Origin of the sequence: Aquimarina litoralis (assembly GCF_039523995.1) — a bacterium.
Taxonomy (GTDB): Bacteria; Bacteroidota; Bacteroidia; order Flavobacteriales; family Flavobacteriaceae; genus Aquimarina; species Aquimarina litoralis.
Window position 1 is genome coordinate 613,550 of the sequence record NZ_BAAAGE010000002.1, and the last position, 14,321, is coordinate 627,870.

12 protein-coding genes are annotated in these 14,321 nt (G+C 33.4%); 6 read left to right on the forward strand and 6 right to left on the reverse strand.

Annotated features, from left to right (window positions below; genetic code table 11):
* The first annotated feature begins 162 nt into the window (after positions 1–162).
* Together ABD077_RS11650 and ABD077_RS11655 are read left to right on the forward strand one after the other, a co-directional pair.
* Positions 163–750: a pseudouridine synthase gene (locus tag ABD077_RS11650; protein ID WP_343912475.1), complete on the forward strand. Its 588-nt coding sequence runs from the start codon at positions 163–165 to the stop codon at positions 748–750.
* 156 nt (positions 751–906) lie between these two features.
* Positions 907–1,497, forward strand: coding sequence for a hypothetical protein (locus ABD077_RS11655; RefSeq protein ID WP_343912476.1), 591 nt, complete (start codon positions 907–909; stop codon positions 1,495–1,497).
* Between the two features lie 61 nt (positions 1,498–1,558).
* Here the strand turns inward: ABD077_RS11655 and ABD077_RS11660 are convergent, their stop codons facing one another.
* Both ABD077_RS11660 and ABD077_RS11665 read right to left on the reverse strand, forming a co-directional pair.
* Positions 1,559–2,191, reverse strand: a complete 633-nt coding sequence (locus ABD077_RS11660) for a CatA-like O-acetyltransferase (protein ID WP_343912477.1) — start codon at positions 2,189–2,191, stop codon at positions 1,559–1,561.
* Positions 2,191–2,883 (reverse strand): HAD family hydrolase, encoded by a 693-nt coding sequence (locus tag ABD077_RS11665; RefSeq protein WP_343912479.1) that lies wholly within the window; start codon positions 2,881–2,883, stop codon positions 2,191–2,193. The genes ABD077_RS11660 and ABD077_RS11665 overlap by 1 nt, the downstream gene beginning before the upstream one ends.
* A 100-nt stretch (positions 2,884–2,983) precedes the next feature.
* Between ABD077_RS11665 and ABD077_RS11670 the strand changes: the two genes are divergently transcribed.
* On the forward strand, positions 2,984–5,539 hold the full coding sequence (locus ABD077_RS11670; RefSeq protein WP_343912480.1) for a T9SS type A sorting domain-containing protein: 2,556 nt from the start codon (positions 2,984–2,986) through the stop codon (positions 5,537–5,539).
* Between the two features lie 83 nt (positions 5,540–5,622).
* Here the strand turns inward: ABD077_RS11670 and ettA are convergent, their stop codons facing one another.
* The 3 genes from ettA to ABD077_RS11685 form a co-directional block, all read right to left on the reverse strand.
* A complete protein-coding gene (gene ettA, locus ABD077_RS11675) occupies positions 5,623–7,314 on the reverse strand; it encodes an energy-dependent translational throttle protein EttA (RefSeq protein ID WP_343912481.1) in 1,692 nt (563 codons plus the stop codon).
* A 55-nt stretch (positions 7,315–7,369) separates the two neighbouring features.
* Positions 7,370–7,552, reverse strand: coding sequence for a CAL67264 family membrane protein (locus ABD077_RS11680; RefSeq protein WP_343912482.1), 183 nt, complete (start codon positions 7,550–7,552; stop codon positions 7,370–7,372).
* Between the two features lie 217 nt (positions 7,553–7,769).
* On the reverse strand, positions 7,770–9,179 hold the full coding sequence (locus ABD077_RS11685) for a DNA/RNA non-specific endonuclease (protein ID WP_343912483.1): 1,410 nt from the start codon (positions 9,177–9,179) through the stop codon (positions 7,770–7,772).
* A gap of 256 nt (positions 9,180–9,435) precedes the next feature.
* On the opposite strand from ABD077_RS11685, the gene ABD077_RS11690 reads away from it, so the two are divergent.
* The 3 genes from ABD077_RS11690 (at position 9,436) to ABD077_RS11700 (ending at position 12,878) form a co-directional block, all read left to right on the forward strand.
* Complete coding sequence (locus ABD077_RS11690; protein ID WP_343912484.1) at positions 9,436–11,064, forward strand: acyl-CoA carboxylase subunit beta; 1,629 nt, start codon at positions 9,436–9,438, stop codon at positions 11,062–11,064.
* Between the two features lie 139 nt (positions 11,065–11,203).
* On the forward strand, positions 11,204–12,001 hold the full coding sequence (locus tag ABD077_RS11695) for a hypothetical protein (RefSeq protein WP_343912485.1): 798 nt from the start codon (positions 11,204–11,206) through the stop codon (positions 11,999–12,001).
* Between the two features lie 235 nt (positions 12,002–12,236).
* Positions 12,237–12,878, forward strand: coding sequence for a hypothetical protein (locus ABD077_RS11700; protein ID WP_343912486.1), 642 nt, complete (start codon positions 12,237–12,239; stop codon positions 12,876–12,878).
* Between the two features lie 118 nt (positions 12,879–12,996).
* On the opposite strand, the gene ABD077_RS11705 is transcribed toward ABD077_RS11700, so the two are convergent.
* The gene (locus ABD077_RS11705; protein WP_343912487.1) at positions 12,997–14,319 is read right to left on the reverse strand and encodes a M24 family metallopeptidase; all 1,323 of its coding nucleotides are present in this window, start codon (positions 14,317–14,319) and stop codon (positions 12,997–12,999) included.
* Positions 14,320–14,321 lie beyond the last annotated feature (2 nt).

The following is a 14,321-nucleotide window of genomic DNA, read 5'->3' on the forward strand; positions in this document are numbered from 1 at the left end:
CTATTTAAAAACAATAAAGTACATCTGATTATTAATTAGTTATAAAATGTTTATAAAAGTAAACATGATTGCTTCAAACATTCTATAATCATAACTACATTTGATGTTTGTAATTGAGCATCTCTTATTAGTTACAAGAATTTGTTTCACCACTCTATATATATGAATAATAATAAGCACTTTAAAATTTACAAACCATACGGATATCTTAGTCAGTTTGTAAACAATGGGCAAAAACAAAAGTCCAAACGATTATTAGGTGAATTATATGACTTTCCCTCGGGCAGTATGTCAATTGGAAGGTTAGATGAAAAATCAGAAGGTCTTTTATTAATTACTACTGATGGTAAAATAAGCAACTATATATGTAGTAGGGGTATTGAAAAAGAATATTATGTACAAGTGGATGGCTCCATTACGGATGAGGCAATTTTAGCACTACAAAATGGTGTAGAAATTGGTTTCGATGGAAAAAAATATATGACCAATCCATGCAAAGCTTTTAAAATAAAATCAGTTCCTAATTTTCCAGAAAGATCAAAAAAAATACGAGATGATCGACATGGACCAACTAGTTGGATATCCATCACATTACAAGAAGGTAAATTTCGGCAAGTTAGAAAAATGACATCTGCTGTTGGATTCCCTACCCTACGTTTAATTCGAGTAAGAATAGGGAGTATTTATTTAAATCAAATGGGTATTGGTGAGATTATAGAAATAGATACACCTACTATCACGTCTCATTAATTATTTTATATTTTATAACGCTTAAGAGTTTTGCAACAAATGTCCTCTTGATATATACAAACATCCACAAATTCCCCTAATTAACACCACAAAAGCAATAGAAAAAGATTGGTAATATTCATCTTTGGAATACTAATTATTAATCAAATTTAAATTATGAAAAACACATTAAATTCTCTGTTTTTGGGTGCTTTAGTATTAGCTTCTTTAACTTTTACATCCTGTGAAAAAGATGAATTAAGTTCAGATTTTGAATCAGTAGAAAATCTTCAGGAAACTCCTGAAAATTTAAACAAAGTAAATACAATCTTACCAGTTAGCCGGTATTATTCTGGTGGATCCAACACTGTTCATACCTATCAAGTGCTTAATTTAGGAGTGCGCCATGGAACATATGAAGGAAGACCATTCAAACTAGGAACCTATGATTTTATCTCGGCACCTCCATCTGGAACTAGACAAATATTTTTCTTATTAGCTCCAGGAAATAAAGACTTTGTAATGACAACTAGCACTTCTGAAAAATCAAACCTGCTAAGAAGAGGCTGGAGAGATTACAGTACTAAAGCATTATATAGTAATATTAAAAAAGCTGCTTACATCCATACCGGTGCTGGTAGCGGAAGAGTAAAATTATATCGATTTTATGGAGCTTCGAATACAGATCATCTGTATACCACTAATTATAATGAAGGAATTAGTGCAGGATACATTTATGAAGGTGTAATCGGATATGTATATCGTTAATCTAGTTGTAATATTCTTTTAAAAACAAAGGTTTCATTATTTAATGAAACCTTTGTGTATTTTATTCATTTAATAATCGTTGAAACTCTTCCAAAAATAGTCCTACATGGTATCCGTCCATTAGGGCATGATTTACATGTACAGAAACAGGTAAACTAATCTTATTATTTTCTCTAGTATATTTTCCAAAAGAAATTTTTGGAACACTATCTCTGTATGTAAAGTGTCTTGCATGTGATATACTACTAAAATTGTACCAAGGGATTGAAGAAATATGTAAGCTATCTAGCCTTTTGGCATCATCATTATGACGTAATCCTATTGAATTCTTTACTGCTTCTATTTCCTTTTGCCCATTCTGAGCAAAAACCTTAAAATCTGGATGATATTCTATAAAAGAAAAGCCAAAAGTATGATCTTCTCTTGCAATGGTAGCCGAAGTATGTATTTTATCATATGCATATACTTCTCCATCTTCAATTCTATATCTGAAAGGTTCGATACTATTAGCCGCCTTTACAGCTTTATGCAAATAAAATAGAAAATAAGAGTAACTATGTTCTTTTACCGTTTGATATCCTTTTGAAAAATCAACCTTAGATACAATTCCAAAAAAAGGCTCATCAAAACAATTAAAGAACTCAAAATGTTCTTTTCTGTTCCATGCAGAAAGATCTAATCTCGTTTTTGTCATTATAAATAATGTAGTAATTCTTTAGAATGCGTTAAACTTTTAAAATTAGGATGGTCAATAGTTCCATTATAAACTTCATGTACCCAAGTTGTATGAAAAGGAATATGAAAAGCGTATGCTCCTATATTTAAAACTGGTAAAATATCAGACTTAAGAGAATTACCTACCATTAAAAATTCTGACTTGTCAATATCTAAATGATCTACCAATTTCTGATATTGTTTTTCAGTCTTATCAGATACAATTTCGATATGATGAAAATACTTTTCCAGACCTGATTTAATCAATTTTCGCTCCTGATCAAGTAAATCTCCTTTAGTAGCCATTACCAAACGATATTTTTTTGATAAATACTCTAAAGTTTCTTCAATGCCATCAATTAATTCCACTGGTTCTTGTAACATTTTTTTTCCTCTTTCAATAAGCGTTTCAACCAATGCAATGTCCATATTTCCATTTGTTATTTTGATAGCAGCCTCTATTAACGAAAGTGTAAATGGCTTAATACCATATCCATATAACCCAAGGTTTTGCATTTCTATCTCAAAGAGTAATTTATTTGCTTCTTCTTTTGGAAGATACGCTGATACCAATTCGCAAAAATCCTCTTCCGCCTTTCGAAAAAAGGTTTCATTTACCCATAAGGTGTCATCAGCATCAAAGGCAATTACCTTAATTGATGGAATTTCCATAGTAAACATGGTTTTTAGTATTCATCCTGATAAGAATCAAAACGAATAATTAATTTTAGGATTATCGAATATATTTTATTTTTGCGAAAACAAAAACAGTATGACACAAAAAAACTCTTGGATTTTATTCTTAGTATTAATGGTTGTAGTTACTCCGTTTATCCTAATAAACGTTAACTCCACTCCTGAAAAACAAAACTCAACAGCTTCTTTGTTAGAAGAATATCCAAACGAATGGATGTACAATCAGCGGGCTTATCCGAATAACTTTATTAATAAAAAAGCGGTTCAACGAGCTATAGAGCAGCATAAAATTGCTAAAGCAAAAAAAAGTATTCAAGAGACTAATTGGGAGTTAATTGGTCCTTCAAACATATCAGGACGTATTACTGATGTGGCAATTTCTCCAGTAAATGACAATCATTTGTATTTAGCAACAGCTACTGGAGGTGTTCTTAGAAGTTACGACCGAGGTGATAATTGGGAGTTTATTTTTGATGACATAGCAGTTCCTTCTATCGGTAGTATTGCAATTGCTCCATCTGACCCTCAACGTATCTATGTGGGTACTGGTGAAGCAAATGGAACAGTAAACTCTGGAGCTTTTTTTGGAAATGGTATTTATAGATCCGATGATGGTGGAGATTCATGGATTAATATTGGGCTTGAAGAAACTAATCATACTGGGAGAATAGTAGTTGATCCTACAAACCCCGATCGTGTATTTGTTGCTGCTACAGGAATTCTTTATGGCACAAATAATGAACGTGGAATCTATAGAACTACAGATGGAGGTAATACCTGGGAACAAGTATTATTTCTTACGGATACTACAGCTGGAATTGATGTAGCCATAAATCCTGTCGATACGGATATCATATTTGCTGCAATGTGGGAACGTACAAGAAGACCATATGGGCGTGATTATGCAGGAACAACTTCTGGTTTACATAGATCTACTGACGGTGGAGAGACTTGGGAGAAGCTAACTAATGGATTACCAATTTCTGATGAAGAAACAGGCCGTATAGGAATTGCCATTTCATCATCCGATCCCAATATTATTTATGCTCGATATACCACAAATAGTAACACTAATGTATTCAACGGAATATATAAATCTATAGATAACGGAAATTCATGGGTTAGAATACCAGATACTGGCATTACTAATGTTGATGCTTCCTTTGGATGGTTTTTTGGAAATCTTAGAGTACACCCTGATAATCCGGATGAAATATTTGTGCTAGGTCAAAGCTTATACAAAACTGAAGATAGTGGTTCCAGCTGGGAATTTGTTGATGGAATGCATGTAGATCACCATGCTATGGAATTCTCAAAAACAGATGCTAATTTTATATTGGCAGGAAATGATGGTGGTGCATATATATCAGAAGACCGAGGGACCACTTGGACACTGTTTCCTAATGTACCAATTACACAATTTTACAATATAGAAGTCGATTTTTTAAACCCAACAAATCTATTTGGAGGAACTCAGGATAATAATACAATTCGTAATGTTAATGGAAATGTTGATTGGTTTTCTATTAAAGGAGGTGATGGTTTTCATGTAAATGTTGATCCGGTAGATAATGATTTTGTATACGCAGAATCGCAATTTGGTAATCTTTCAAGATCAGTGGATGGAGGTTTTACATTTTCTAGAGCATTAACCGGGATAAATCAAAACGATCGAACTAATTGGAACACACCTGTAATTCTATCACCATTTAATCCCGAAATTGTGTTTTATGGAAGTAACAGATTATATAAATCAGAAAACAGAGCACTTAGTTGGTCTTCAATTAGTGATGATTTAACAGATGGTGAGCACCCAAGCGGTTCTCTTTCTTTTGGTACTTTAACAGCTATTGCAGCTTCTTATTTGAATGTAAATACTATATACACCGGAAGTGATGATGGAAACGTAAACGTTACTTTTAACGGAGGAACTACTTGGCAAAATATTAGTTCTGGATTACCAGATAGATATGTCACTTCATTAGCTATACACCCTCAAGATGATCAGACAATTTATGTAACTCTATCAGGATATGGAGAATTGGATTATTCACCACACGTATTTAAATCTAATAACGGAGGGCAAACATGGGAAGATATTTCAGCAAATCTACCCAGTATTCCAGTAAATGATATTATTATTATACCGAACACTCTTACATCAGAAAACGTACTTACCATTGCTACAGATATGGGTGTTTGGTACTCTGATAATGATGGTGTTAATTGGAATATACTCGGAAATAATTTACCCGCTACAATAATGCGTGATTTAAAATATCATGAGCCAACTAAAGAACTTTACGTGGGTACTTTTGGAAGATCTATGCATAAAATTAAGTTCGATGATTTTGTCTTAAGTGTGGAAGAAAATACGATAAGTGAAAATGTTGTAGATGTTTTTCCGAATCCAGTATCGGATCAATTAAATCTAAATCACTCTTTACAAGGAGAAGGAAGTATTTCTATTTACTCCATTGAAGGTCAACTGGTAAAAGAATTGTTTAATGGTGATTTAACCACTACACAAAGTAAAAACTACAATGTATCTGATTTAAGTACCGGTATTTATCTATTACATTTAAAAAACAACGAACAGAAGGCAACTGTTAAAAAGTTAATTATTAATTAAGAATTAACTATTCTGTAAAGTAAAAAAATCATTGCTAAATTAGTTTTAGCAATGATTTTTTATTTTCAATTTACTCTAGATGATTAACGTACGAGTTTTTTATATTTAATACGTTTTGGCATTAGATCACCTCCCAAGCGTTTCTTCTTGTTCTCCTCATAATCAGAAAAACTTCCTTCGAAGAAATATACTTGTGAATCACCTTCAAAAGCTAAAATATGAGTACATATACGATCTAAAAACCAACGATCGTGAGAAATAACTACTGCACATCCTGCAAAGTTTTCTAAGCCTTCTTCAAGCGCTCTTAATGTATTAACATCAAGGTCGTTAGTGGGCTCATCTAAAAGTAATACATTACCTTCTTCTTTTAAGGTCATTGCTAGATGTAATCTATTTCGTTCTCCTCCTGAAAGCGTAGAGACTTTCTTGTTTTGCTCACTACCTCCAAAATTAAATCGACTAAGATAAGCTCTAGAATTTACTTCTCTTCCGCCCATCATTACTAAATCTTGTTCGTCACTGAAATTTTGCCAAATAGATTTTTCAGGATCTATATTAGCGTGTGATTGATCAACATAAGCAAGTTTAGCGGTTTCTCCAACGCTAAAAGTACCTTTATCAGGAGTTTCTTCTCCCATGATCATTCTAAAAATAGTTGTTTTACCAGCTCCATTTGGACCTATAATTCCCACAATTCCTGCTTGCGGTAATTTAAAATTAAGATCTTCATACAACAGTTTGTCGCCATAAGCTTTACTAATTCCCGTAGCTTCGATTACATTTGTTCCTAATCTAGGTCCATTAGGAATATAAATTTCTAATTTTTCGTCAAGCTGCTTTTGATCTTGACTCATTAATTTATCGTAATTTTTTAAACGTGCTTTTTGTTTGGTTTGTCTTCCTTTTGTTCCCTGACGTACCCATTCTAACTCACGTTCTAATGTTTTCTGACGTTTAGAAGCCGACTTACTCTCTTGCGCCAAACGTTTTGATTTTTGATCTAACCAAGACGAGTAGTTTCCTTTCCAAGGAATACCTTCTCCTCTATCCAATTCTAAAATCCAACCTGCCACATTATCTAAGAAATACCTATCGTGAGTAACTGCAATAACAGTACCTTTATATTGTGCTAAATGATGTTCTAACCAATGAACAGATTCTGCGTCTAAGTGGTTCGTAGGCTCATCTAAAAGCAATACATCAGGTTCTTTTAATAATAAACGGCATAAGGCTACCCTTCTTCGTTCTCCTCCTGATAACACTTCGATTTTCTTATCTGGTTCTGGAGTTCTTAGGGCATCCATGGCTATCTCTAATTTAGTATCAAGTTCCCATCCATTTCCTGCATCAATTTTATCCTGAAGTACTGCCTGACGATCCATTAACTTTTGCATTTTATCAGCATCGCTATACACTTCTTCAAGACCAAACATATCATTGATCTTGTTATACTCATCCAACACAGCAACCATTTCCGCAGCTCCTTCCTTTACCACCTCTAATACTGTTTTATCAGGATCTAATTGTGGTTCTTGCTCTAAATAGCCTACGGAATAATCTGAAGAAAACACAACATCACCTTGATAATTTTTATCAATTCCAGCAATAATTTTTAATAGTGTAGATTTTCCTGAACCATTCAATCCAAGAATACCAATTTTTGCACCGTAGAAAAAACTTAGATAAATATTTTTTAAAACTGGAGTGTTTGCACTTTTATACGTTTTCGTAACTCCAGACATAGAAAAGATAATTTTTTTATCGTCTGACATAAGCCCTAAATTTTAAGAATATTATTGATATATGTTTTGCGTCAAGAAAAGAATTCTAAACTCTACCTTTTAAAGCATTAAAAACCCAAGCATTAGCAAGAAATCCAACTCCAACTGCAGCAAATCCCCATCCAGAAACATGACTATATCTAAATGCTCCTAATGCAATTAGTCCTAATCCTACTAGGACCATTATAAAGGTCGCCCAAGCTAATACCGTATTTTTATTCATTCCCATAAATCACAAGTTATTTAGTTAAATAGTTTTGATCTCTAAAATCAAAAACAGCATACAAATATCGGTAATTTATCGTCAAAAAATAGCTTTTTTACAACTTCTTGACGTCTATAATCTTCTTATTCTTTGGTAAACAAACACTTATGCATCCTTCCTAATTAAAATAGGAACTTAAATAATTATAAGCCCCTATTTCTTCTGTATGACACATAGATTTCTAACTTGATGGTCCGTTATCTACAACTGACTCTATTACAGATTCTATGGAGTTCGTTATATTTTCAAATAAATCATATCCTGTTAAACTTTCGATAGCATCAACAGAAGTTCTAAATTGGGTCCAATCACTTGTAATTCCCTGATCATTGGGTATATTAATAGCGATAACTCTTGTTGATGTTGTCACCCTATTAATGTCATTTGTACCATTTGGTAATATCAATGCTACTTTCCAAAAGGAATCAGGCACTGTAATGTTACCTCCATCGATAGTTGTTGCAAAACCATTTCCTCCAATACCACCACTACCTGCAACTCCAGCAATGATATGGACCTCATTGCCATCTAATGTTAATGATCTTAAATAACTCTCAAAATTTGCCCAACTTTTTCGGTTATTATCTGGGGCTTGTGGAGCAATATTACTCATGTAATAAGTGTTTTCATTAGAATCTTCTGTACCGTTTCTATCTGCAGACGGACATAAATGCCCTCTATCGAAACCAGAATTTGTATAATCACTAGATGTTGCTCTAAAAAAACTACTTGGTAAATCATTGTCTCTTTTAAAACAATTACATCTAGGGGTATCACCTGTCCAAGCACTACTTAAATGCCAACTTACCCAATTAGCTGTTCCGGTGTTATTATTATAGGATAACGAAAAGTCTGGTTTAGAAAGATAATAATTGGTTGAACTTGTGCCCGCATCAGAAGGATTTCCAAAAGTTATATTACTATCAATACCTGGACTAGATCCACTATTGGTATCGGTAATAATTTCAACATTATCGATATTTATTCTGTTAGAACCTCCGGAAAGTTTTTGTATTCCATATCGTACACTTGAAGTTTCATTTACATCAAAAGAAACCGTATTTAGTGTAGTAGAATTTGTGGTAATTGTACTTCCTACGTAATACCAAGAAACACCGTTATCATATGAAGCAATTAGTCTCCAAGTAGAATTACCGTCATTACCGTATTTGGCATGACGAATTCTAATAGTTTCTACACCATTATCCATATTAAAGGACATGATGGCATAACCCGTATTTCTAATTCTAACAGACTTAGACTGATATTTTCGATCATTAGACAAACCGCCTAATAATGCATCGTTTAAGTACCAATCTCCCGATGAAAGACTAACACTGGCACCGGCATAACTAGATTTAGAACCAGATTCATAGGTTTCTATAAACCCCTCTTGTGTTTTAAGGTGAAAGCTATAATCGTGTGGACCTTCGTTATCGTACAAAAAAGTTCCTGCTTTGAATTCTCCAATGATTGTATTTGAGACATTTTGTATTTCCGCATTATAATTATCATCATCTATGTTACAGCTTGTAAAAAAAAATGCAAATGATAATATCCATAAAGAAGGATTTGGCTTCAATAATTTCATAATTGATTCAGATTAATAGTTAATATATTGTTATACAGTGATTTAAAATATCCATAAAACTACCTGTATACTGTTAACTATCTGATAATCAAATGTTAGCAAACTGTTATAGAAACGTTATAGACTCTTAATATTAGAGATAATTAATTAACATTTTAGAAACTATTTTGAAATGATTCCAAGCTGTTTTTGGTTTTGTTATTAATAATTTAAAAACTCATTGATTTTTGTATTTTCGTGCAAACAATACACACAAATGGATTTAAACTTCAATAAAAACGAAGACCACAATAAACTGTTAGTATCTGCACTGCGTCAAAAGCTTGCAAAGGTCAAATTAGGTGGTGGGGAAAAAAGAATTGAAAAATTACACGCCAAAGGCAAAATGACAGCAAGAGAAAGAATCGAATATCTATTAGATGATGATTCTAAAGCTATAGAAATTGGAGCTTTTGCTGGTGATGAAATGTATCCTGAACATGGAGGTTGCCCAAGTGGTGGTGTAGTTATTAAAATAGGTCATATAAGTGGTAAACAATGTATAGTGGTAGCTAATGATGCTACCGTTAAAGCTGGTGCATGGTTTCCAATAACCGGAAAGAAAAACCTAAGAGCACAAGAAATTGCAATTGAAAACAGATTACCAATTATCTATCTTGTAGATAGTGCTGGTGTTTATCTACCGATGCAGGATGAAATTTTTCCGGATAAGGAACATTTTGGTAGAATTTTTAGAAACAATGCTGTAATGAGTAGCATGGGAATTACTCAAATATCTGCAGTAATGGGAAGCTGTGTAGCAGGAGGAGCTTATCTTCCGATAATGAGTGACGAAGCCTTAATTGTAGATAAAACAGGAAGTATTTTCTTGGCTGGTAGTTATTTAGTAAAAGCGGCAATTGGAGAAAGTATAGACAATGAAACCTTAGGCGGAGCGACAACGCACTGCGAAATTTCTGGCGTGACCGATTATAAATCAAAAGACGATAAAGATGCTTTAGACACTATTAAGAATATAGTTTCTAAAATAGGTGATTTTGAGAAAGCGGGATATAACAGAGTACCAGCTGTAAAACCTAAGATGAGTCCTGAAGAGATCTACGGAATTTTACCGAAAGCTAGAAATGAGCAATATGATATGATGGAAATCATTCATCGTTTGGTAGATGATTCTGATTTCGAAGAATATAAATCCGGATACGGACAAACTATTATTACCGGATATGCTCGTATAGATGGATGGGCTGTTGGAATCGTAGCAAATCAGCGTAAAGTTGTAAAAAACAAGAAAGGCGAAATGCAATTCGGAGGTGTGATTTATTCCGATTCTGCAGATAAAGCTACTCGTTTTATTGCCAATTGTAACCAAAAAAAGATTCCGTTAGTTTTTCTACAAGATGTTACTGGTTTTATGGTAGGTAGTAAAAGTGAACATGGTGGTATTATAAAAGATGGTGCTAAAATGGTAAATGCTGTAAGTAACAGTGTCGTTCCTAAATTCACAGTTGTTGTTGGGAATTCTTATGGTGCAGGAAATTACGCTATGTGTGGAAAAGCCTATGACCCAAGACTTATTTGTGCGTGGCCAAGCGCCGAATTAGCTGTAATGGGAGGTGCGCAAGCAGCCAAAGTTTTATTGCAAATAGAGACTGCATCTCTTAAAAAGAAAGGTGAGGAACTTTCTGAAGAGGATGAAAAAGCATTGTTCGATAAAATCAAAGCACGATATGATAAACAGATTTCGCCGTATTATGCAGCAGCTAGAATCTGGACCGATGCTATTATCGATCCTTTAGAAACAAGAAAATGGATTTCTATGGGTATTGAAGCTGCTGATCATGCTCCAATAGAAAAACCTTTTAATCTGGGTGTAATACAAGTGTAATGATATAATTTTTTCTTAAAAAAAGAGATTTCAATTATGCTGAAGTCTCTTTTTTTTGGCTTAAACTAAATTATAACCAACTGTAATAAATAAAAAATAGTTTCGTTTTGTACATGATAACTCAAAAAAAATATCAATAATGAACAAAGTATTTTTAAAATTTAGAGTAGTTGTTATTGCAATTATGGTCGGACTATTTGTGGTAAGTTGTAGCGACGATGATAACAATGATACATCTGCTGTAGACATCACTCAGGAAGATGTAATGAAAAGCTTAGAGGTAGAAAAAATATCTAATTTCATAGATGACATGACGTTGGATAATATTTCTATGAATAGATCTAATAGCGCAATTTCTTCAAAAATTAGGAAACCAGGATGTGCAGATTTTAGTATTACAGATACAGGGTATACACTTACATTTACAGACTGTACAAATGAAGATGGCGAAACCATTAGTGGTGCCATTAATGTCTCCGTGGTAATGGAAAATAATACAGTGACTACCACTATTACATTTGATAACTTAAGTTATGCCGGTAATTCGGTAAATGGAAGTAAAAGTACCACCTATACTATAGATACGGATGCTGGTAGTTTTGTGTATACAGTTACATCTGACCTATCTATTACTTTAGCCGATGGAACTACAGCTTCAGAGCAAGGAACTAAAACGTATACTATTAGTGGATTCGGATCAGGAAACGCCTCATATACTATTGGAGGAAGCTGGATTGTTACCTTAGGTAGCGATAGTTACTCTCTAACTACGGATCCTACTTTAGCGGGAACTTTTAGTTGTGGATATATTACTAGTGGTACCTTAGTAATGACTAAAAATACACTAAGTGCCTCTATTGATTACGGAGATGGTACTTGTGATAACAAAGCAACGGTAACATATCCCGATGGAACAACAGAAGAAATAGAGTTATAAAGACTTTATAACATTATAAAAAGACATCCCTAAGAAATATCTATTTCTTAGGGATTTTTGATTAGCAGAAGTCCTAAACCTTATGTATCAATGTATTACATTTAATCAAACAAAAGCAAATTTATAAATTTGATGTTGCTTTCCTTTTAATTTATAGTATTTGAAGATAGTTTTATACCCGTATTAAAGCCGGCAGAAACACAAATCGTTTATTAACAATTTATATGAAACTATCATGAAAAATATTTTTAAAATACTTCTTCTACTCTTATTACTAGTAGGTGCAATTAGTTGTCAACCGGAAGAAGATCAATTATTAGAGGAAAATTTAATTTTAGAAGAACAATTAGAACTAGAATCATCAGAAAAGAATAATGCCGACTTTAGAATTGTATGTTCTATTGAGGGAATTCCACCAGGCTATGTAGTAGAAGAATATTTAACCTTAGGAAACTGTCCGAATTATAATTTATTTTTAGGGAGATATAATGCTGCTTTTGTGTCACGAGATGGAACACCAAAAATTTCTCGAGCAGGAGCCGGATGTGATGACAACTATTGTATCTGGATCGTGGGTAGTAATTTTGAAGATAATGCATATGTAGATGTTAGAACTACTACAGGTTCAAACATTATCGGAACTTATAGAGGAAGTGATCGCGTACAGTATGTAAATGCACAAGGTCAAGATGTAATCACGTTGCGTCTTAGATCACAATTGGAACGAAATGAATTTGCCAGCAGAGGATTACGTATTTGGGTTGTAAACCCAGAAGCAAGAAAATGGGCAGATGGAAGAACCGTACGAAGACCTGGCGGCAGCGGGAATGGAGACGACGGTGGACCTGGAGATGACTGTAACCCTATTTGTCCATAAATAAAGAATTATAATCTATTTGGTTTATGAAACATTTAAACCATAATTAATTATATCTAATCTTTAAAATAAAGAGAGAGAGATAATAATGAGCCAATCTCTCTCTTTATTCTATTAACTATTGTCTTCGTGGTATCGTAATTAATTCCGTTTGTCTTTCATTTACGTACCTAAAACCTTTGGTCCCCCAAAAACCAGCTTCTTCTAGCATAATACGGATATCTTTATTCCATTCAGGAATTGATACAGTAGTATTTAATTCAATTGCATACACCGTATTTTCAAATAAAGGATAATCACCATTTACAGGAACTCCTCCTTGTGAATCCCACATTCCTAAAGTTGTACCGGATGAATGCCCGTACAGCCCTAAAGGATGAGTGTAAATCGCTGGTTTAAGACCTTCTGCTTTCCCTTCTTCTAAGGATTCTAATAAAATCTCATTTCCTGTTTTTCCAGTTTTAAAATTCCCTGTAAAAATATCCTGAATTCTATTCCCATCTGCGAAAGCTTTTTTTAAATATTCTGGAGGAGCCATTTCTCCATTCTTAAGAATATAAGCATGTTGCTGGCAATCTGTATTCAATCTTAAATAAGTAATACCAAAATCACAATGAATAAGATCTCCTTGTTTAATGATTTTGTCGTTAGGCCTATTTGAAAAGGAGACAATATGACTCTCTAATGGCTCGTCCATTCGTTGTATATCTACAGTAGGGTGAAACCAAGTTTCTAATCCCATATCAGTAACTTTCTGTCTTAACCACCATACCACATCATCCGTTGTGGTAGTTCCTGGTTTTACCACTTTGGTACTAAAAGCTTCTGCTATAATATCATGTGTGATTTGTACTAATTCTTTATAGATTTCCATTTCCTGTTCCGTTCTGGTTTCTATCCAAGCAATTGCTAACTTTTCTGCTGAAGTGACCTTTGATTTATATATTTCCGGAAGTACTTGCATAAACTCTTCATAATCGGTCTTTACAATACCATCTACAATACCAAAATGCGTAGAATAATTTACTCCTATTTTTTCTGGTTTTCTTTTTTCGATAATATCAACCAATGCTTTCCACTGATCTGGTTGTTTTTCCTTATCCCAAGCAGAATCAATATATTTACCAACATTATATCGGGCAACAGCTAACTGCTCTATGGTATTATTTGCTTTATCTCTATAAAAAACTAAAATCGTTCTGCGTCTTGCATTCAACCATTTTGCAGGTAACATCGTTCTTAAAACTGGATCTTCATTATACTCTCTAGAAATTAAAATCCACATATCAAAACCCGTTCTATCCATTAATTTTGGTAATAGCACATTAAAACGATCAGCAAGTACTTGATCTATAACATCTGCCCTATCTCTTTCTGGAAGAATCTGAGCTTGTAAATTATTTAAAAAAATAAATAATACTAAGATGGGTATTTTTTTCATTT

What these genes read in the sequence shown, in the direction of transcription:
- ABD077_RS11650 (WP_343912475.1), top strand. Translation starts at nt 163, where the DNA reads ATGAATAATAATAAGCACTTTAAAATTTACAAACCATACGGATATCTT.
- ABD077_RS11655 (WP_343912476.1), top strand. Translation starts at nt 907, where the DNA reads ATGAAAAACACATTAAATTCTCTGTTTTTGGGTGCTTTAGTATTAGCT.
- ABD077_RS11660 (WP_343912477.1), bottom strand. Translation starts at nt 2,191, where the DNA reads ATGACAAAAACGAGATTAGATCTTTCTGCATGGAACAGAAAAGAACAT.
- ABD077_RS11665 (WP_343912479.1), bottom strand. Translation starts at nt 2,883, where the DNA reads ATGGAAATTCCATCAATTAAGGTAATTGCCTTTGATGCTGATGACACC.
- ABD077_RS11670 (WP_343912480.1), top strand. Translation starts at nt 2,984, where the DNA reads ATGACACAAAAAAACTCTTGGATTTTATTCTTAGTATTAATGGTTGTA.
- ettA (WP_343912481.1), bottom strand. Translation starts at nt 7,314, where the DNA reads ATGTCAGACGATAAAAAAATTATCTTTTCTATGTCTGGAGTTACGAAA.
- ABD077_RS11680 (WP_343912482.1), bottom strand. Translation starts at nt 7,552, where the DNA reads ATGGGAATGAATAAAAATACGGTATTAGCTTGGGCGACCTTTATAATG.
- ABD077_RS11685 (WP_343912483.1), bottom strand. Translation starts at nt 9,179, where the DNA reads ATGAAATTATTGAAGCCAAATCCTTCTTTATGGATATTATCATTTGCA.
- ABD077_RS11690 (WP_343912484.1), top strand. Translation starts at nt 9,436, where the DNA reads ATGGATTTAAACTTCAATAAAAACGAAGACCACAATAAACTGTTAGTA.
- ABD077_RS11695 (WP_343912485.1), top strand. Translation starts at nt 11,204, where the DNA reads ATGAACAAAGTATTTTTAAAATTTAGAGTAGTTGTTATTGCAATTATG.
- ABD077_RS11700 (WP_343912486.1), top strand. Translation starts at nt 12,237, where the DNA reads ATGAAAAATATTTTTAAAATACTTCTTCTACTCTTATTACTAGTAGGT.
- ABD077_RS11705 (WP_343912487.1), bottom strand. Translation starts at nt 14,319, where the DNA reads ATGAAAAAAATACCCATCTTAGTATTATTTATTTTTTTAAATAATTTA.